Origin of the sequence: Polaribacter sp. (genome assembly GCF_024639685.1) — a bacterium.
GTDB lineage: Bacteria > Bacteroidota > Bacteroidia > Flavobacteriales > Flavobacteriaceae > Polaribacter.
Genome location: NZ_JAHEHX010000002.1, coordinates 150,490 through 170,518 on the forward strand (window position 1 = coordinate 150,490; position 20,029 = coordinate 170,518).

Here is a 20,029-nt window from a genome sequence, read left to right on the forward strand (position 1 = left end):
TTATTTTTTTTTAAGCGACTTTTTTTTAGCTTATTTTTGTAACGACAAATAAAATTTAATGAAAAAAAGGTTTCCGAAATTTGTACAAATAGCTATTATTTCTTTGTACTTAATATTTTTAGCAGGCTCTATTGTTAGGATGACAGGTTCTGGAATGGGTTGTCCAGACTGGCCAAAATGCTTTGGGTACTACATACCACCTACTTCAGAAGAAGAAATTACATGGAAACCAAACACAACTTACAAAAAGGGTTTTATCATTATAAAAAATGAAGTTTTATTTGTTGCTGCAAAAGACCTTCAAACCACAAAAGAGTTTGATTTAAAAAACTGGAAAAAATATACCAAACATGATTACACCGTTTTTAACAAATACCACACTTGGACAGAGTATATTAATAGACTAGTATCTGTACTAGCAGGTTTTGTTTTTCTATTTTTAGTCTACGGATCATTAAAGTACTGGAAAGAAAACAAAAAAATAACACTTCTTTCTTTTGGTGCATTCTTTTTAATGCTATTTGAGGCTTGGCTAGGAAAAACTGTTGTAGACACAAATTTAACCCCAGCAATTATCACTCTACATATGGTAGTTGGATTAGTCATCATTGCACTACTCTTAAATTTAAAATTCATCATATCCTCTAAAAAAACATATCCTTACAACGCCCTATTTAACAAACTATTAATTATTTCTGTAGTATTTTCATTGATTCAAATTGCAATGGGAACTCAAGTACGACAATTTATAGATGAGCAGGTTAAGCTTTTTGGTTTTGAAAATAAAAATCATAGCTTAATGAACCCTAACTTAAAATTTTATTTACATAGGTCTTTTACGATCGCTATTGTTCTTGTAAACTTCAGCTTGTTATACCTTAACCAAATTAAAAAGCTTGGATACAAACTGATAAATTGGATTGTTTTTTTAATATTTTTAGAAGCAATTACTGGTATTTTAATGTATTATGCAGAAATTCCGATTGGCACACAGGCTATACACTTAATGGCAGGAGCACTACTCTTTGGAATGCAATTTTATTTATGGCTACAGAGCAGAAAATTTACTAAGGCATAAAGCTTGCTTCATTAAATTATAAGGCTAGTTCTAATAAGAAAATTAAACCTAAAGTTACGGGTGTGCATTTACCCAAACTTCCCCGTCAGAAAAATACTCTTTTTTCCAAATAGGAACCTTTTCTTTTAAAGTGTCTATAGCAAATTCACAAGCTAATATAGCAGCTTTTCTGTGCTTAGAAGAAACTGCAATAATAACAGGAACCTCACTAACTTTTAACAAACCCTCTGCGTGATGAATCGCTATTTTATAGATGTCATATTTTACTAGAGCAGCATCTGCGATTTTTTGCATTTCTTTGATCGCCATTGGTTTATAGCTAGAAAAATCTAATTGCCTCACTTCTTTTCCTTGTGTATCATTTCTAACTGTACCTACAAAAACTGAAATACCTCCACAAATAGGGTCTTCTACAAAACGATAACATTCTTGTAAATCCAATTGATTAGAAGTTAATTCTACTGAAGTTCTCATAAATTTTATAAACTCATAGTGTTAGAAAAACAAAAATACAAATTCGTAATGTATCTTTGTTTTAAATTAAACATACTTAAAGAAATGACAAAACTATTTAGATTAATTAGCTTTCTAGAAGGGGTTTCTTACTTACTCTTACTGTTTGTTGTTGCGACACCAATTAAATACACACAAGGAGACAGCTCTTATGTTAAGCTATTAGGCATGCCACATGGCATTTTATTTATGTTATATATTGTATTTGCTATCGTGATTAAAAAACAAATGAAATGGAATCTAAAAGATCTGGGAATCGTCTTAATTTGCGCAATAATTCCTTTTGGTACTTTTTTTGTTGATAAAAAATATTTACGTTAATTACCCGCCACTTACCGGAGGAATTATAGCGATAATATCTGTTGAATTTAACTCTAGTAAATCTTGTGCATATACTTCGTTAACAGCTATTGCATACGAATTTAATTTTTCTAAAACAGGGTAACTTTTCTTTAAAGCTTTTTTAAAATCAGCTACTGTTGTGTTTTTTTGTAGGTTCATGATGGTTTCATTAGCCCCCACTAAATCTCTTGTTATTCCGAAAAAAAGTACTTTAAGTGTCATAGTTTACAAAAAAATTAAAAGGTTAAATTAAAGCCTAATAATAAACCATCATTCTGAATACCATCATGAAATGATTTAATATAATCTATTCTTAAGAAGCGCCATTTCCCAAAACCTATATTCTCTAAACCGATAGCAACTTCAGAATACTGTTTTGTATCTGACATATACATTGTTTTGGCACTTGTAATTATATGATAATTCAAAATACTAAGTACTGGAAGTTTTGCTAAAAGAGCTCCTTTAAAATTGTGCTCTATGTGTGCTTCTACATATTTGTTATTTGAGAAGAAACGATAATACTCTAATAAACCAAAATTATTTTTACGATTACCATCAGTCACAATAAACATTTGATTCCCTTTTACTTGTAAGTTATCCATGAACGCAATATTTTTCTTTTCAAAAAAGACTCCTGCTCTTAAATAATAGAAAAAATCACCATAATTACCTGTATTTAGATTCTGAGTTAAGCTAGCTGTAATTAAATCTGAATTAAATTCGTCATTTTGTGCACCAAATGTTTTTCTGAAATTTAAATTAAGTAGTGGATATTTACGATTACCGACGTTAACCTTTCTATCTGGGTAAGACAAGTATTTCTGCCCAAAAGCAAAAGAAGCTCCAATATTTAAAGTTACTATTTTATGAGATGTAAAAACAGAACTGGTAAAGTTTTTTGGTTCTAGAGGATTATTAGAGGTGTAAGGATCGTTTTTACTCTGTCTTGCAAAAGAATAATTTGTAGTATTAAAAAGTGGTTTTCTATTTGCGTACTCTAAAGACGATGATAAATAAATTCCATTAGTAATCTCCTCAGAAAAGTCAATTCTTACAAATTCCTTTTCATAAATTTTCATGTAGTTTAATCTCCTTGTTAACGTCCGTATTAAATTGTCCAACTTTTTAATTGGATTTCTCCCATTGAATTGCGCTGTTGTTACACCTCCAGAAATTGTTAACCTTGGCTTTGAAATGTTATTCCATTTTTTAGAAAATGAAATAACAGGTCTTAATTTACGTTCTGAAAAACCATAATTAACATTCGCCGAAACACGCCACCATTTACCTGTTTTATTCAGTTCTTCAAAATAACTCAATCCAACAGAACCATTTAACCCTTGTACTGTGTTAAAACTTACACCCAAAAGAGGACCACTGTAAGAAAGAGCTCTATTCTTGTAAGAGTTATTATAAGTATATCCTAATAAAGGATTAAACCAGTTGAATAAATTATTTTTGGCATCTAGTGAGTCTAAGTACTTTTTTGATTTTCGAACAACTTTTATACTATCTTTTACTTTGTAATCATTTACCTCCTCTTTTGTTAAGGCTACCGGCCTTAAAGTGTTCCAAAAAATAGTATCTTTTTTTGTAGCATTTTTCTCGAAAGTTAATACCTCATTCTTAAACGTACTTTCAGTAAAATTTGGAGAAAAATTATAATCAGAATATACGTAAGAAAATTTTCCTCTTGGTTTAAATCCAAAAATAGAAATATCAAAAGTTATAGACTGACTAATTAACACCCATCCTTCTATAATAGGGGAATAAGCATAGCCTTGTTTTAGCCCTAAAGAGTTTACAAAAGGAAGATTTACTTGAAGCCCAGTGGTTGTTAAATCGCAACCATATATAGCCCAATCATCTTCTACAATATAAATATACCCTTTAAAAACTCGGTCGTTTTTCCTTTTAGGTATTACTTTTATTTTATTAATTAACCTGTTATTTGAATCGTAAAAACTACCTTCTAATTTGTAAGTGTAGTAACCAAATGCGTTTGAAGAAATTGGAGAAACCAAATCATTAAAAATTGCAATGCTGTTTTCGTAAAGATCAACATTAGAATCCTCTGCCCTATTAAAACTCACACCATTATCTTCTCCAGAAACCTTGGAAGCTATTATTTTTTCTTTAAATCTTTTCGGTTTTTTTTGAAAAGAAATATCAGAAAATGTCTCTGACAAATAAATAATTCCACTTCTAGTCGTATCTAAACCTCCTCCAAAATCTCCAGTGCTTTGCCCAAGAAATTTTTCTGGTGCTTCTTTAATTCTTGTAAGTCCTCTAGAGTAAAATTTTGCAGTATAATTAGCAAATTTATTTGTATTAATTTCTTTATTAGCAATTGCGTTACTAACAATTATATTTGCAGGATTCTGACTTGTAAAAATAGAAATTCCACTTAAGGAAACACTCTCTTCCTCTAAAGTTACATTTAAATAATAAGGTAATTCTGAAAAAGTAATTGACTTCTTTTTTGTTTTAAAACCTAGCATTTGAAAAACAAGCGTGTAATTACCTGGCTCTTTAATAGTTAATTCGTAAACCCCATTATCATTAGAGGTTGTACCATTTACTGTCTTATCAAGATAAATACTCACAAAAGAAAGAGGCTGATTTTTAATATCAGTTACAACCCCCTTAATTTGGGCGCTACAGTAAAAAGCTGCACTTAAAAAAAAGAAAAAGAGATTTTTTTTCATTCAAATATTTTATTATGTAGACGCAAACATACTGGTAATGTTACAAGAAAACCTTTAAAAATTGTTAAACCTGTTTATTCAATTTTAATTTAAGTTAGAACGACAAGTTTAGCAGATTGTTTTTTGGATCTTTAAACAATACTTTACAAAAAGGTTTCGTTGTAAAAAGAATAGAAAACATTTTACAAAGCTTACACTGAAAAGTATATATTTGTATGATTATATAAGGAAATAAGTATTTATGAGCAATTCAAGAAAAAGACACGAAGCCTTACTATACCACGCAAAACCAAAACCTGGTAAAATTGCAGTTTTACCTACAAAAAAGTATGCTACTCAGCACGATTTAGCATTGGCCTACTCCCCAGGTGTTGCAGAGCCTTGTTTAGAAATTGCAAAAGATAAAAACAATATTTATAAATATACATCTAAAGGAAATTTAGTTGCTGTAATTTCTAACGGAACTGCTGTTTTAGGATTAGGAGATATTGGTCCTGAAGCCTCTAAACCTGTAATGGAAGGAAAAGGGCTTCTTTTTAAAATATTTGCAGATATTGACGTTTTTGACATTGAGGTAGACGCTACAGATGTAGACAAATTTATTGAAACTGTAAAAGCGATAGCTCCAACATTTGGAGGCATTAATTTAGAAGATATTAAAGCTCCAGAAGCTTTTGAAATAGAAACTCGTTTAAAAGAAGAACTAGACATTCCTGTAATGCATGACGATCAGCATGGTACTGCAATTATTTCAGCAGCTGCATTAAAAAATGCTGTAGAAATCTCGGAAAAAGATATTTCTAAATTAAACATAATTGTGAACGGCGCAGGTGCTGCAGCCATATCTTGTACACGTTTGTATTTAGAATTAGGTGCAGTTAGAGAAAATATCATCATGTGTGATAGTAAAGGGGTTATCAGAAAAGATAGAGATAATCTAACTTCTCAAAAAGCTGAATTTGCGACCTCGAAAGATGTTCATACTTTAGAAGAAGCAATGCAGAATGCTGATGTTTTTATAGGGCTCTCTACAGGGAAAATTGTTACACCAAACATGCTTTTATCTATGGCAAAAAACCCAATTGTTTTTGCTATGGCAAACCCTGTCCCAGAAATAGAGTATGACTTAGCTATAGCAACTAGAGATGATATTATAATGGCAACAGGTAGATCTGATCATCCTAACCAAGTAAACAATGTACTTGGTTTTCCATTTATTTTCAGAGGTGCTTTAGATGTAAGAGCAACAAAAATTAATGAAGCTATGAAGCTGGCCGCAGTTCATGCCCTTGCAGACCTAGCAAAAAAATCTGTTCCAGAACAAGTAAATATTGTTTATGATGAAGTAAGTTTAAATTTCGGAAAGGAATATATTATCCCAAAACCTTTTGACCCTAGATTAATTTATGAAATTCCACCAGCAATTGCAAAAGCAGCAATGGAGTCTGGTGTAGCTTTAGAACCTATTACAGATTGGAATGCGTATAGAGAAGAATTAATGGAGCGTTCTGGTTCTGGAAGTAAAGAAATTAGACAAATTCACAATAGAGCTAAAAGAAATAAAAAACGAATTGTTTTTGCTGAAGCAGATCATTTAGATGTCTTAAAAGCAGCACAAAGAATACAAGAAGAAAAATTAGGGCTACCTATTTTATTGGGTAGAAAGGAATTAATTCTTGAATTAAAAGAAGAAATTGGTTTTACAGAAGAAGTACCAATTTTTGATCCTAAAACAGATGAAGAGAACGATAGAAGAGAGCGTTTTGGATTGGCATATTGGCAAACAAGACAACGCAAAGGAAGAACACTAACAGAAGCAAAAAAATTAATGCGAGAGCGTAATTATTTTGCTGCTATGATGGTTAATGTTGGAGAGGTCGATGCTTTAATAACAGGTTATTCAAGACCCTACCCAACAGCTGTAAGACCAATATTAGAATCCATTCCAAGAGATAATGGTACTTCTAAAATAGCAGCATGTAATTTAATGCTTACCAAGCAAGGGCCAATATTTTTGGCAGATACCACTATAAATGTAAACCCTACCGCAAAAGATTTGGTAAAAATTTCTCAGATGACATCTAATTTGGTAAAGATGTTTGGAATGAAGCCTAATACAGCTATGCTTTCTTTTTCTAATTTTGGATCTACAAAAAGTGAGTCTTCTCAAAAAATTAGAGAAGCCGTTTCGTATATTCATCGTAATTTCCCAAACGCTATTGTAGATGGAGAAATTCAAGCAGATTTTGCTTTAAATCCAGAAATGCTAGCCAAAGAATTTCCGTTTTCAAAATTGAATGGAAAAAAAGTAAATGTTTTAATTTTCCCAAATCTAGAATCGGCAAATATTACCTATAAACTTTTAAAAGAAACACAGGGAGCTGAATCTATTGGACCTGTAATTCTAGGGTTAAGTAAGGCAGCACATATTGTTCAGTTAGGGGCAAGCGTGGATGAAATGGTAAACATGGCAGCCTTAGCCTGTGTAGATGCACAACAACGAGAAAAGAAATAAAGAACAAAACTATGATTACACAAATTAGAGGAAGATTAGTTGAAAAAAGTCCAACAGAGGTTGTCGTAGATTGTAGTGGAGTTGGCTACTTGCTTCATATTTCATTAAATACTTTTTCTAGTTTGCCTGAAGATGAAAACGTAATTCTATACACACATCTATCTATTAGGGAAGATGCTCATACTTTGTTTGGATTTATTAATAAAACTGAGAGAGAAGTCTTTAAACTTTTAATTTCAGTTTCAGGAGTTGGTCCAAGTATTGCAAGAACCATGTGCTCTTCTATGACTTCAGAAGAAATACAACAAGCCATAGCTTCAGAAAATGTAGCTATAATTCAATCTGTAAAAGGAATTGGAGCAAAAACAGCACAACGTGTTATTGTAGACTTAAAAGATAAGATCTTAAATACCTTTGCTACGGACGAAATTTTTGTTATTACGAGCAATACAAATAAAGATGAAGCGTTATCTGCATTAGAAGTATTAGGTTTTAATAGAAAACAATCTGACAAAGTAGTTTCCTCTGTTTTAAAAGAAAACCCAGAAGCTTCTGTAGAAAATATTATAAAACTTGCATTAAAAAACTTATAATCAGTTGCATAAGTTATTAAATAACACAGCTTTTTACACCTTATTTACCTTTGTAATTTGTTTTTCTTTGCAAGGACAAAACAATCGTAAAAAAGATACTCTAGAAATAAAAAATGATACTTTACAACTTAAGTATGATTTTAAATACACCCAAAAAGGTGGATTTTTCTTAGATGATTTAGCAAAAAAAGAAGTGGTTTTTGACAAGGAACTCAATAAATACGTGATACTCGAAAAAATTGGGGACTATTATACAAAAACACCTATTTATTTAACGCAAAAAGAATACCAGGCATATCGATTAAAAAGAGATATGCTTCAATATTTTAAAGAAAAGGTAAGTGCCACAAATAGTAAGAAAAAAGGAGCAGCAGAGGCACAAAAAGACTTATTACCAAGTTATTATGTAAATTCAAAATTTTTTGAAACTATTTTTGGGGGGAATAAAATTGAATTTACTCCCACAGGAAATTTAAATTTAAAGCTTGGTTTTATTTATCAAAATACAGAAAACCCTCAAATTTCAGAGGAAAATAGAAGTAGTTTTACTTTCGATTTTGACCAACAAATTAATGCAAGCATAAGAGCAAAAGTTGGAGAGCGATTAGAGTTTACTGTAAACTATGACACACAGGCAAGTTTCGATTTTCAAAACCTAGTAAAAGTAGATTACAAACCAACAGAGGACGACATATTGCAAGGAATAGAGGCAGGTAATGTTTCTATGCCAATAAAAAACTCATTAATTAACGGTGCACAAAGTCTATTTGGTGTAAAAGCAAAATTACAATTTGGTAAAACAACGGTTACTGGTGTGTTTTCTCAACAAAATTCAGAAAGTAAAACAGTAGTTGCTGAGGCTGGAGCTTCCATACAAGAGTTTGAGTTAAGAACTACAGATTATGATAATGATCGTCATTTTTTCTTATCTCAGTTTTTTATAGACAATTATGCAAATTCGTTAAAACAATACCCACTAGTTAGCAGTCAAGTAAACATTACTAGAATTGAAGTTTGGATTACAAACAGAAACGCAACTACAGAAGACTTTAGAAGTATTGTGGCACTGGCAGATTTGGGTGAATTGAATAGGCCAGGTAGTGATTATCAAAACTTAGTAGACGATAAAAACACAGTCCAGCCAGTAAATCCGGTCGGAATTACTACTAATGGAGACACATTTTATTTACCACAAAACAATGCAAACTCTATTTATAGTCCTACTATTTTAAGTGGTATAAGAGATGTCTCTAATGTGGATAACACCTTGCAAACTCAATTTCAAATGGAGCAAGGTACAGATTACTCTATTTTAGAAAACGCACGGAAATTAACTACAAATGAATATAATTTAAACTCTAAGCTAGGGTACATTTCCTTAAACAGACGTTTAAACGATGGAGAAGTTTTAGCTGTAGCTTATGAATATACAGTGGCTGGCTCTGTAGCAGGTAGTACAGAAAAATCATTTAAAGTAGGAGAATTCTCTAATGATGGTATCCAGGCCCCTCAAAACTTAGCGGTTAAATTATTGCGTTCTGAAGTTTTACAAACAGTAAGACAAAATCTCCAAACAAATGAAGCAGAGGCTTTCCCTACGTGGAGGTTAATGATGAAAAATATTTATGCCCTAGGTGCTTATCCATTAAGTAGGGACGGATTTAGGTTTGAAATACAATATAGAGACGATCAAACAGGTATTGCCTCTAATATTTTACAAAATGCCAATACTCCCAATATTCCAAATACTCCCTTAATACAAGTTTTAAATTTAGATCAATTAGATCAAAGTCAATTTAGAACTGCAGACGGTTTTTTCGATTACGTAGAGGGTATTACAGTAAATTCACCTAACGGCTATATTATTTTTCCGGAGCCAGAACCTTTTGGAAACGATTTAATCTTGGACCCATCTGATCCAAATGATATTGGTTTAGACGAAAACTTGGACAAACAATTTCTATTTAAAGAATTGTATTTAAATACAAAAATTAATATTCAAAATAACTTTCAAGCAAAGGATAAGTACTTTTTAAAAGGGTATTTTAAATCAGAAAGTGCAGGTGGTATTCCCATTGGTGCTTTTAATGTGCCCCAAGGCTCTGTAATCGTTACAGCAGGCGGAAGGCAATTGGTAGAAGGGGTAGATTTTGTAGTAGATTACTTACAAGGGCGTGTGCAAATTATAGATCCAGGTTTACAAGCTAGTGGAACACCTATAAGTGTTTCTACAGAAAATAATGCTGTTTTTAACCAACAAAGAAAAACCTTCATGGGAATTGATGTTGAACATCAATTTTCTGAAAATTTTGTATTAGGAGCCACTGTATTAAATATTATGGAAAGGCCTTTAACTCCTAAAATAAATTTTGGCTCTGAACCAATTAATAATACCATGCTTGGTTTAAATATAGATTTTTCTTCAGAGGTACCATACTTCACAAAATTGGCCAACAAATTACCCTTTGTAGATACAGACGTTACCTCTAATATTTCTGTAAGAGCAGACATGGCTTACTTATTACCGGGAACACCAAGTGGTATTGATGTTACAGGTGCAGCTACGTCTTACATAGACGATTTTGAAGCTTCTCAAGTACCCATAAGTTTATTATCTGCTTTAGATTGGTATGAAGCTAGTACTCCAAAAAACCAATCTAATGACCAATTTAATGGCGCTAGTAGTGATTTATCATACAATTATAAAAGAGGAAAATTAGCTTGGTATAGTATTGATCAAATATTTTATGGTTTTGGAGAAACACCTCCAAGTATAAATGCAGATGATTTGTCTAGAGCAGAAACAAGGCAAATTAATTTTAATGAACTATTTCCAAATCAACAGTTTGATATTACACAGAATACACAAATAAGAACTCTAGATTTAGCTTATTTCCCAGAAGAAAGAGGTTCTTATAACTATAATCCTAATGCGATAATACAAGGGGACAAAGCTATTTTACCAAACCCGGAAAGTAATTGGGGTGGAATAATGCGTCCTTTAAATACAAATAATTTCGATCAGGCTAATGTTGAGTATATTCAATTTTGGATAATGGATCCGTATCAAAATTATTCTTTAACAGAAGAGGAAGGTTTGCCTACAGGTATTAATCCAAACGACCTTTCCAATCAAGTTGGTGATTTATTCATAAATCTTGGTAATATTTCAGAAGACATTACCAAAGACAACCGTAAAATGTTTGAGAATGGTTTACCAGAAGATGGCGCTAAAATTGATGGGGTAAATGTAAATAGTACTATCTGGGGAGATGTTCCTAGAAACCCCTCAATAATTTATGCTTTTAGTGAAGAAGATATTGCAAGAACCAACCAAGATTTAGGCTTTGACGGATTGAATAATGACGAAGAAAAAAGCTTGCCAAATATTGCCTCTAAATTCTCCAATTTATCAGATCCAGCAGCAGACGACTTTCAATTTTTTAGAGGAAGTTCATTAGATGGTATAAATGCATCAATCATAAAAAGGTATAAAGATTTTAATAACACTCAAGGTAACTCACCTACCTTAAATCAATCTCCAGAAACATACCCTACCTCTTCTACAACTTATCCTGATGTAGAAGATATCAACAGAGATCAGACCATGAATACTGTAGAGAGCTTTTTCGAATATCAGATTTCTATGAATAGGAACGATTTACAAAAAGGAAGAAACTTTATTGTAGACGAAAAAACAACTTCGGTTACTCTCGAAAATGGCGATTCACAAGAAACCAAGTGGTACCAATTTAGAGTTCCTATTAGAAACGGTAAACCTGTAAATGGCATTACAGATTTTAATAGCATTCGTTTTATTAGAATGTATGTTACTAATTTTAAAATGCCTGTTGTACTTCGTTTTGGAGAGTTAGATTTGGTTAGAGGAGATTACAGACGTTATGTAAGAACCATAGATCCAGCTATAAATCCAGATAGAGCTTTAACACAAGACGAATTGAAAAATTTTGAAGTAGGTGTCGTAAGTATAGAGCAAAATAACGGAAGTTATATTCAACCTCCAGGAATAGAAAGGGAAAGACTACAAGGAAGTACTACCGTTCAACTCCAAAATGAACAGTCTGTAACTTTAAAAGTAACGAATTTAGAACCCGGAAAAACAAGAGCTATCTATAAAAATATAAGTGTAGATTTAAGACGATTCAAAAACCTTAAAATGTTTATGCATTTAGAAGGTGATGAGGGTTTTTCTGGAGTTATTAGGCTAGGAACAGACTTAAATGACAACTATTATGAAGTAGCATTACCATTAACTATAAGCTCTGGGGGTACAAGTCAGTTAGATATTTGGCCTGAAGCCAATAATTTAAATGCGCTTTTAGAAACATTTGGAAAAGTAAAATTAGAAAGAGATGCTATTGGTGCTCCCATAAACGAGCTGTATACATCTAACACACAAACTACAGATGTGCCTTACACGATAAGCGTAAAGGGGAACCCAACTTCTGCACAAATTAGAACTATTCTGTTAGGTTTAAAAAACACAACTAATGTTAATAGAACAGGTGAAATATGGTTCAATGAATTAAGAGCTGCAGGTTTTGATAATGATGCTGGCTGGGCAGCAGTTTTAAATGCAGATGCAAATTTTGCAGATGTTGCCAATGTTTCTGTCTCTGGAAGTATACAAACAATAGGGTTTGGAAATGTAGAGGATAGAGTAAACCAAAGAAGTTTAGATGAAACCAAAGAGTACGATGTTTCTACAACCTTAAATTTAGGAAAAGTAATAACACCAGAAAAATGGGGAGTTCAACTACCAATGACTTACAGTGTAGGAGAAAAATTTATTGATCCTAAGTTTGATCCTCAATACCAGGATGTATTATTAGAAGATGCTATTTCACAAAATCCAAATAGTGAATTTTCTAGAGATTATACTAAGAGAACAAGTATTAGTTTTATAAATGTAAGAAAAAATAGAAATCCAAATTCTACAAAAAAACCAAGGTTTTATGATATTGAAAATATTGCAGTTTCTTATGCACATAACAAAGAATTTCATAGAGATTATAATATAGAGAAATATATTAACGAAAATGTTACTGCCTCTGCAACCTATAATTATAAGATCAATTCATCTCCCATAGAGCTTTTTAAAAACTCTGAAAAATTTAAGAATAAATACTGGCGTTTTATAAAAGACTTAAATATAAATCCAGTCCCAAGTATTATAGCCCTTAATTCTAGGATTAACAGAAGTTATAATGAGCAACAATCACGTAACTTAGTACAAGGATTGTCTGCACAGCCAGAATTGGTTCAAAGAAGGTTTTTATTTGATTGGGATTATACCATTGGGTTTAACTTAACAAAATCAATAGATCTTAACTTTAATGCAACCAACAATTACATATATGATGCGTTTGGAAGTGGGGAAGAATTACAAATTTTTGACAACTTCTTTAATACAGGTAATGCAAACCAATACCATCAAAAATTAAATGGAACATACCAACTACCTTTTGATAAATTTCCTTTTTTAAGTTTTGTAAAAGCAGATTATGGATACACTGCAGATTTTGACTGGCAAGTACAATCTCAAGACGAAACTATTTCAACACAAATAGGAAATGTAATTCAAAATGCAAATACACATAATCTAAATACCACTTTTTCTTTTGATAAAATGTATAAAAATGTTGGGTTCGAGAAACTATTATTAACTAAACAACAAAGAAAATTAGCAAAAGAAAATAAAAATGCTAGAATAAGACCAAAGAAGAATTTGCCAATAGGAAAGAAAATACTTAAACTTTCTTGGGACTTACTAACCGCTGTAAAACAAGCCACTATTAGTTACTCTGAAAATAATGGACAATATTTACAAGGTTATGACCAAGAGATTGGCTTTTTAGGAGGTGCACCCACATCTTTTGCTTTTGGGAGTCAAGTAGATATTAGAAACAAAGCCCTAACTAACGGTTGGTTAGTAACACCAAGGGCTTTAGTAGACGATCCAAATACGAATATAGATGAGAGTGCTTTTTATAATAAAACATACTCTAGAACACATTATAACAAATTAGATTATAATTTTACGTTAAAACCTATAAGAGATCTAAATATAGACGTTAGAGGTAATAAAATTAAAACATCAGACCTCTCTCAACAGTTAGATATCGTCGCAGATGGATCTGAAAATGGTTTTATAGATTTTGATATTGACGCTTTTGAAACAGGGAACTTTAGCACAAGTTACTCTATGTTTGGTACTGCATTTACTAATGGTGATGCATTATTTGAGAAAATGAAAGAATACAGAAGTACAATAAAAAATCGATTTGTTAGTGAGATTCCAAATGCAAACCCTGATGGTTTTGGAGAAAACAGTCAACAAGTTTTACTACCCGCATTTTTAGCAGCCTACTCTGGTAAGAATCCAAATACCATAGCAACAGGTTTATTTAGAAATATACCAATTCCTAATTGGACATTACGTTACAATGGTTTAATGAAATTAAAATGGTTTAAGAAAAACTTCTCTACGTTTATAATTTCACATGGGTACAGATCTTCGTATACACTATCTAGTTTTACCAACAATTTAAAATATAAAGATGCAACAAAATTTACCAATGTAAATGCTGCAGGTAATTTTGAAGCCGAAAGATTAGTAGGTGCTGCTACACTAGTGGATGAGTTTTCTCCTTTAGTAAAATTAGACATGAAAATGAAAAATTCTTTTTCTATCAGAGGAGAAGTAAAGAGAGACAGAACATTAACTATGAACTTCAACAACAGCACACTAACAGATATTGCTGGGACAGAATATATATTTGGTGTAGGGTATGTTTTTAAAGAAGTAAAGATGAACACCCGTTTTACAGGTAAGAAAACAACTTTAAAAGGAGACATAAACCTAAGAGCAGATATATCTTTAAGAGATAACTTAACACAAATTAGGTATATTGATGAAGATAATAATCAAATTAGTGGTGGGCAACGATTATTTTCTATTAAATTTGTAGCAGATTATAGATTAAGTAGTAGTTTAACAGCATCTTTTTATTACAATCATCAAACATCTAAATATGCAATATCTACAACTTTTCCAAGACAAGCCATTAACGGCGGAATCAATATTATCTATAATTTAGGCGGTAATTAAACAACTTATAAAAGTAAATCAAATGAACATTCCAGCGAATTTAAAGTACACAAAAGATCACGAATGGGTTAAGATTGATGGCAATATTGCTACTGTAGGAATTACAGATTTTGCACAAGGGGAGTTAGGAGATATTGTGTATGTAGATGTAGATACATTAGACGATACTATAGAAGAAGGGGAAGTTTTTGGCTCGGTAGAAGCTGTAAAAACAGTATCTGACTTATTCATGCCTTTAACAGGAGAAGTTATTGAATTGAATGATGCTTTAGAAGATGATCCTGAATTGGTGAATTCAGATCCTTATGAAAAAGGATGGATGATTAAATTAGAAATTTCTGACAAATCTCAATTAAAAGACTTATTAGATGCTGAAGCGTATAAAAGTCTTATTACTGGGTAAATTTATTTATATAGCTATAGCCATAACATTTGCAATCGTTTGTTTAAGTTTATTTAAACTACCTAGTAATGCTAAAAGTATAAATAATATTGATAAAGTTTACCACTCAATTGCATACTTTTCATTAGCAATAACTTGGCTGATAAGTTTTCATAAAAAAAAGAATACTAAAATGCTTATTGTATTTGCTTGTATTTTTTTTGGCATAATAATTGAAGTTATACAAAGTAAATTTACGAATTATAGAATAGGTGATTCGTTTGATATTATAGCAAACTCCGTAGGAGTTTTATTCGCACTACTCTTCTTTAATCTGGTTTTTAAAAAAAAAGCATATTAATTAAACTGAGAGTTGTTTATAAGACAAATTTTTATTTAAATTAGCAATCTATTAAAAATGCTTTTCAATGCAAATTAAGAAAAATCCAAAATCGAATTTAGAAAATTTTAGCAAAATTTTCATGCAAATAGGGCTTGTGTTAGCTTTGTTCGTAACATATGCAGCAATAGAACAGAAAACCTATGATAAAACGTATGGTGATTTAGCTGTCGTAAATATGAATGCTGAAATGGAAGAGGAAATTCCAATTACAGAAAGAATAGAGCCAGTTAAACCTAAAACACCACCACCTCCAACTCCAGAAAAGATTGAAGTAGTAGAAGACGAAAAAGAAGTAGAAGAAACTGTAATTGAATCTACAGAAACTGATGAGGACGATGCTGTTGTTGTTGAAGAGATTGTAGAGATCGAAGAAGCAGAAGAAGTAGTTGAAGATGTAAGTTTCATGATTATTGAAGACGTTCCTGTTTTTCCTGGGTGTAAAGGGAATAAAGTTGAGCTTAAAAACTGTTTTAGTAAAATGGTACAAAAACATTTCTCAAGAAAGTTTGATGCTGAATTACCAAATGAATTAGGATTATCACCAGGTAAAAAAAGAGTTTTCATAGGTTTTAAGATTGACAAACAAGGTAACATTGTTAACGTACAAGCAAGAGGACCTCATCCAAAAATTGAAAGCGAAGTTATTAGCGTAATGAACAAATTACCTAAAATGAAGCCAGGTAGACAGAGAGGTAAACCAGTAGGCGTAAAATATAGTATTCCTTTTTCTTTAATTGTAGAGTAAAAAATACTTAACACAACATAACTAAAACGTTTAGAACTTTTCTAAACGTTTTTTTTGTTTTACATTTAAATTCATATGAATAGTAAAAATCACCTTAAGTACAAATAAAATGAAAATAATTTCAACCAATATTGGTAAGCCTACTGAATTTATTTGGCAAGGAAAAACTGAGACTACTGGTATATTCAAAAAACCTATAAACGAACCTGTTTTCCTTACTAAAAATGATGTACTAAATGATGAAGTTACCAATCGGTTAAATCATGGGGGTTATTACAAAGCTTGTTATCTTTTTTCTGCAGATCAATACCCATATTGGAAAGAACTATATCCAAATTTAGATTGGACGTGAGGTATGTTTGGGGAAAATTTAACTGTTATGAACTTTGATGAAAAGCAAGTTTATTTAGGGGCTATTTATAAGGTTGGTAAAGCAGTTGTATAGGTTTCTCAATATAGAGAACCTTGCTACAAGTTTGGGTATAAATTTGGTACTCAAAAAGTATTAGAACAATTTATAACACATGGTGATGGAGGTACATATTTAAGTGTTCTAGAGGAAGGATATGTAAATATAAATGATGAATTTATACTTATAGAAAAACCTAAAAATAGTTTAACTGTCTACGATCTATTCCAAGTAGTTTTTAGTAAAAACAAAGATCAAGATTTATTAAAAATCGCTGTAAAAAGTAAAGCGATTCCACCAAAAAAAAGAATGCTATTAAGTAACTATATTAAATAAAAGTAAATTAATGACAAACTATAAAGGGTTATAGAAATAAAACAAAAAAAGCTCAATAAAACGTTATTTTATTAAGCCTTTTAGAGTAGTATAAACGATTCAATTAATCGTTGTTTACAGCTACTTTAGAATCAGGCTTCCATACATTCACTGAAGCAATTGCATTACTTTCGTAATTAATTTCTTTTAAAGAATCCGCTGTCCATACGAACCACTTACCTATTTTTTTTCCATTATTATAATACGCTAATTGTACTTTGTTTCCATTCTTATCAAAACGAACCCATTCTCCTGTCAATTTTTTATCCTTAAAAAAACCTTGGGTTTTTATAGAACCATCTTTATAATAATAAGTTGCTTTCACTAAATCACCATGAGCGTTAAAAGTCGGTTTTTGTTCTTGAGCATACCCTATCATCGTAAGGCTAAATATCATTATTGCTAAAATATTTTTCATAGTTTTATATTTTAAGGTTTACATTTCCTTTACAAATATAATAAATAAGTTACAATTAATCAACAATCACATAACATTAATTTAACATTGAGTAAATAAACTGATGTAATCATCTAATAATCATATGTTTAACCATAAATAATTGTTAACATTAGAAGAAATAATAAAGGAAGTATAACTATTTACACGCTTACTCTTTTTTAATTTTGAAATAAAATGTACAGAAAGACTAAAAAAATAGATTACGTTTTTTTTTGAGGAACTGCTATAAAGTCCTTCAAATAAAAAGGTTCAAAATATGCAACATCTTCAAAAGTATTATTTACATATTTTTCATACGATAAAAAAGCCATTTGTTCTGAAGATGGAAATTTGCCATCTATAAACTTTGCATTTTTATGTTTTATTACTGGTTTGCATTTTAAAGCACCATCTCCTAAAAAAGTAACTAATCCCTTATTTAAATAATTTAAGTAAGTATTATCAGTTACAATTTCTGCCTTAATACCACGTAAAGATTGGTTTTGAATACTAAAAACATCTGAATATACTTCCATTCTTCTAGCATCTATCATAGGTATTATGCAGCCCTCTGAGATTGATATAGCATTAGCCAATGACTGTAATGTATCTATAGAAATTAATGGAATATTATTTGCAAAGCAAAGCCCTTTTGCTGCAGAAACTCCAATTCTAAGACCGGTGTATGATCCAGGGCCTTTACTAACAGCTACTGCGTCAATATTTTTAATTGTAAGTTGGCTCTCTTTTAATACATTTTCTATAAATGGATGTAAAACTTCAGCGTGAGAATAATTCCCATTATTTAATTCTTTTACTGCAATTACTCTTCCTTTACTAGCTATACTTACCGAACAATTTTTTGTAGCAGTTTCTATATTTAAAATAATGCTCAAATCTATTTTTTTTTCAAATATACTTATAAAAAAAACCTCACTAAAAGTGAGGTCTAAATTTATATATGTAAACTATTATTTATTCTAAAATTAAATCACCCGCATAAAACTGCAGAACTTTCGTTTTAAATACATAATCGTATTTAGATCTTATAAGAGTAGCCTGTGCATTTACCAATCGTGTTCTTACTTGATCAAAATCGAATTGTGTCATCGCACCAAAATTATAGCGCTCTTGCGCATTTTTAAAAGATTCTTGCTGAGCCTCTAAAGATATTTTTGCAGCTTCATAACTTTTAAGAGCCGTTTTAACATCTAAAAAAGACTGCTCGATGGTTTGTTTTAAATTTAATTTTTCACTCTCTAAACGAGTTTCAAATATGCTTTTACTTATGAAAGCCTGTGAAACTCTATTTTTTGTTTGGAAACGATTAAAAATTGGAATACGTATATTAAATCCAAAACCATATCCTAAGTTATCATTCACTTGATCAAAAAATTCTGTATTACTAAATCCTGGAGGTAAATTTAAATTGTATCCATAATTGGTAGAAAGACCAGCAGAGGCGGTTATAGAAGGTAAAAAGTCTGCTTTTGAAATTTCTATACTCAAATCAGCATTTTCAATTGCCAATTTTGCTCTTTCTATTTCAGGAAGATTGTCTAAAGATTTTTCATAAATATTATTAGAATCTGTGTAAAACAAGTTTTCTGACGGGGAGCCAACGTCTACAGGAGCGACATCAAATCCTTCAGCAGGGATTTGTAAAATTTGAGCTAAATTTAACAAAGCCAAATCCAAGGCATTTTCTTGTGTGATTACAGTTTGTAGATTTGAAGCTGCAGTAGATTCTGTATTTAGAAGATCTCCTTTAGGTATTACTCCAGATTTAAATCTACTTTTTGCGGCTATAATTTGATTTTCACTAATCTGATACTGTACTCTAGCAGCATTTAAATTTTCTTTTGCAAAAAGGACGTTTAAATAACCATTAACTACAAATAAAGAGATATCGTTTTCGATTTTCTTTAAATCTAATTGACTAGATTTTACACCTAACTGTGCTTGCTTATAGATATTCGTATTTCTGAAACCGTTAAAAACGTTAACACCTGAGCTTAAATTTATAGACCCTCCAAAGAAACTGGTATTTACCCTATCTTGAGATACCGGATCAAAACCAGTACCAAAATTTAAATTACCGCCTGTATTTCCTGACAAATTAGGAAGAAAGTTACCTTTTGCAATAGCCACATCAACTTCTGAGGAAGCAAGATTTAACTTATTTTGTTGGATGGAAATGTTTTTACTTAAAGCTTCATCTACACATTCTTTTAAGGTCCATTGTTTTTGCGAAAAAGTTGCAATAGACATAAATAAAACGAGCAGCACTATAGATTGATTTCTCAAAACTTAAATATTTTTTTGGTTGATTAACAGATCCTAATTAATAAATAAAAATGTTTTTATTTCAATTTATTAGTAAGACGTTTAA

The 20,029-nt window shown here is 31.0% G+C and carries 15 protein-coding genes and 1 pseudogene; 10 read left to right on the forward strand and 6 right to left on the reverse strand.

The features are described from left to right. The first annotated feature begins 58 nt into the window (after window positions 1-58). Window positions 59-1,078 (forward strand): COX15/CtaA family protein, encoded by a 1,020-nt coding sequence (locus Q0L44_RS01925; RefSeq protein WP_296634532.1) that lies wholly within the window; start codon window positions 59-61, stop codon window positions 1,076-1,078. 54 nt (window positions 1,079-1,132) lie between these two features. On the opposite strand, the gene Q0L44_RS01930 is transcribed toward Q0L44_RS01925, so the two are convergent. Beyond that, complete coding sequence (locus Q0L44_RS01930) at window positions 1,133-1,552, reverse strand: molybdenum cofactor biosynthesis protein MoaE (protein WP_296634535.1); 420 nt, start codon at window positions 1,550-1,552, stop codon at window positions 1,133-1,135. Between the two features lie 84 nt (window positions 1,553-1,636). On the opposite strand from Q0L44_RS01930, the gene Q0L44_RS01935 reads away from it, so the two are divergent. Beyond that, window positions 1,637-1,912 (forward strand): DUF3817 domain-containing protein, encoded by a 276-nt coding sequence (locus Q0L44_RS01935; RefSeq protein ID WP_296634540.1) that lies wholly within the window; start codon window positions 1,637-1,639, stop codon window positions 1,910-1,912. Here the strand turns inward: Q0L44_RS01935 and Q0L44_RS01940 are convergent, their stop codons facing one another. Both Q0L44_RS01940 and Q0L44_RS01945 read right to left on the reverse strand, forming a co-directional pair. Next, window positions 1,913-2,155 (reverse strand): MoaD/ThiS family protein, encoded by a 243-nt coding sequence (locus Q0L44_RS01940; protein ID WP_296634543.1) that lies wholly within the window; start codon window positions 2,153-2,155, stop codon window positions 1,913-1,915. A gap of 14 nt (window positions 2,156-2,169) precedes the next feature. Then, the gene (locus Q0L44_RS01945; protein WP_296634545.1) at window positions 2,170-4,644 is read right to left on the reverse strand and encodes a DUF5686 and carboxypeptidase regulatory-like domain-containing protein; all 2,475 of its coding nucleotides are present in this window, start codon (window positions 4,642-4,644) and stop codon (window positions 2,170-2,172) included. A gap of 241 nt (window positions 4,645-4,885) precedes the next feature. Between Q0L44_RS01945 and Q0L44_RS01950 the strand changes: the two genes are divergently transcribed. The 8 genes and pseudogenes from Q0L44_RS01950 to Q0L44_RS11515 all read left to right on the forward strand — a co-directional run. Next, on the forward strand, window positions 4,886-7,159 hold the full coding sequence (locus Q0L44_RS01950; protein WP_296634548.1) for an NADP-dependent malic enzyme: 2,274 nt from the start codon (window positions 4,886-4,888) through the stop codon (window positions 7,157-7,159). 11 nt (window positions 7,160-7,170) lie between these two features. Beyond that, a complete protein-coding gene (gene ruvA, locus Q0L44_RS01955) occupies window positions 7,171-7,752 on the forward strand; it encodes a Holliday junction branch migration protein RuvA (protein ID WP_296634551.1) in 582 nt (193 codons plus the stop codon). Window positions 7,753-7,756: 4 nt separating this feature from the next. Next, entirely contained in the window at window positions 7,757-14,884 is a 7,128-nt protein-coding gene (gene sprA, locus Q0L44_RS01960; RefSeq protein ID WP_296634553.1) for a cell surface protein SprA, read from the forward strand. Window positions 14,885-14,906: 22 nt separating this feature from the next. Beyond that, the gene (gene gcvH, locus Q0L44_RS01965) at window positions 14,907-15,287 is read left to right on the forward strand and encodes a glycine cleavage system protein GcvH (protein ID WP_296634556.1); all 381 of its coding nucleotides are present in this window, start codon (window positions 14,907-14,909) and stop codon (window positions 15,285-15,287) included. After that, a complete protein-coding gene (locus Q0L44_RS01970; RefSeq protein WP_296634558.1) occupies window positions 15,253-15,627 on the forward strand; it encodes a VanZ family protein in 375 nt (124 codons plus the stop codon). Before gcvH ends, Q0L44_RS01970 begins: the two co-directional genes overlap by 35 nt. A 67-nt stretch (window positions 15,628-15,694) precedes the next feature. Continuing rightward, window positions 15,695-16,414, forward strand: a complete 720-nt coding sequence (locus Q0L44_RS01975) for an energy transducer TonB (RefSeq protein WP_296634561.1) — start codon at window positions 15,695-15,697, stop codon at window positions 16,412-16,414. 109 nt (window positions 16,415-16,523) lie between these two features. Then, on the forward strand, window positions 16,524-16,766 hold the full coding sequence (locus Q0L44_RS11510; RefSeq protein WP_366084967.1) for a hypothetical protein: 243 nt from the start codon (window positions 16,524-16,526) through the stop codon (window positions 16,764-16,766). Between the two features lie 105 nt (window positions 16,767-16,871). Then, window positions 16,872-17,159: pseudogene (locus tag Q0L44_RS11515) on the forward strand (MOSC domain-containing protein); the annotation flags it as partial. Between the two features lie 103 nt (window positions 17,160-17,262). Here Q0L44_RS11515 and Q0L44_RS01985 read toward each other — a convergent pair. From Q0L44_RS01985 to Q0L44_RS01995, 3 genes are all read right to left on the reverse strand, one after another. After that, the gene (locus Q0L44_RS01985) at window positions 17,263-17,616 is read right to left on the reverse strand and encodes a nicotinic acid mononucleotide adenyltransferase (RefSeq protein ID WP_296634563.1); all 354 of its coding nucleotides are present in this window, start codon (window positions 17,614-17,616) and stop codon (window positions 17,263-17,265) included. A 242-nt stretch (window positions 17,617-17,858) separates the two neighbouring features. Then, window positions 17,859-18,533, reverse strand: a complete 675-nt coding sequence (tsaB, locus tag Q0L44_RS01990) for a tRNA (adenosine(37)-N6)-threonylcarbamoyltransferase complex dimerization subunit type 1 TsaB (RefSeq protein WP_296634565.1) — start codon at window positions 18,531-18,533, stop codon at window positions 17,859-17,861. Window positions 18,534-18,612: 79 nt separating this feature from the next. Beyond that, the gene (locus Q0L44_RS01995) at window positions 18,613-19,944 is read right to left on the reverse strand and encodes a TolC family protein (protein WP_296634568.1); all 1,332 of its coding nucleotides are present in this window, start codon (window positions 19,942-19,944) and stop codon (window positions 18,613-18,615) included. Window positions 19,945-20,029 lie beyond the last annotated feature (85 nt).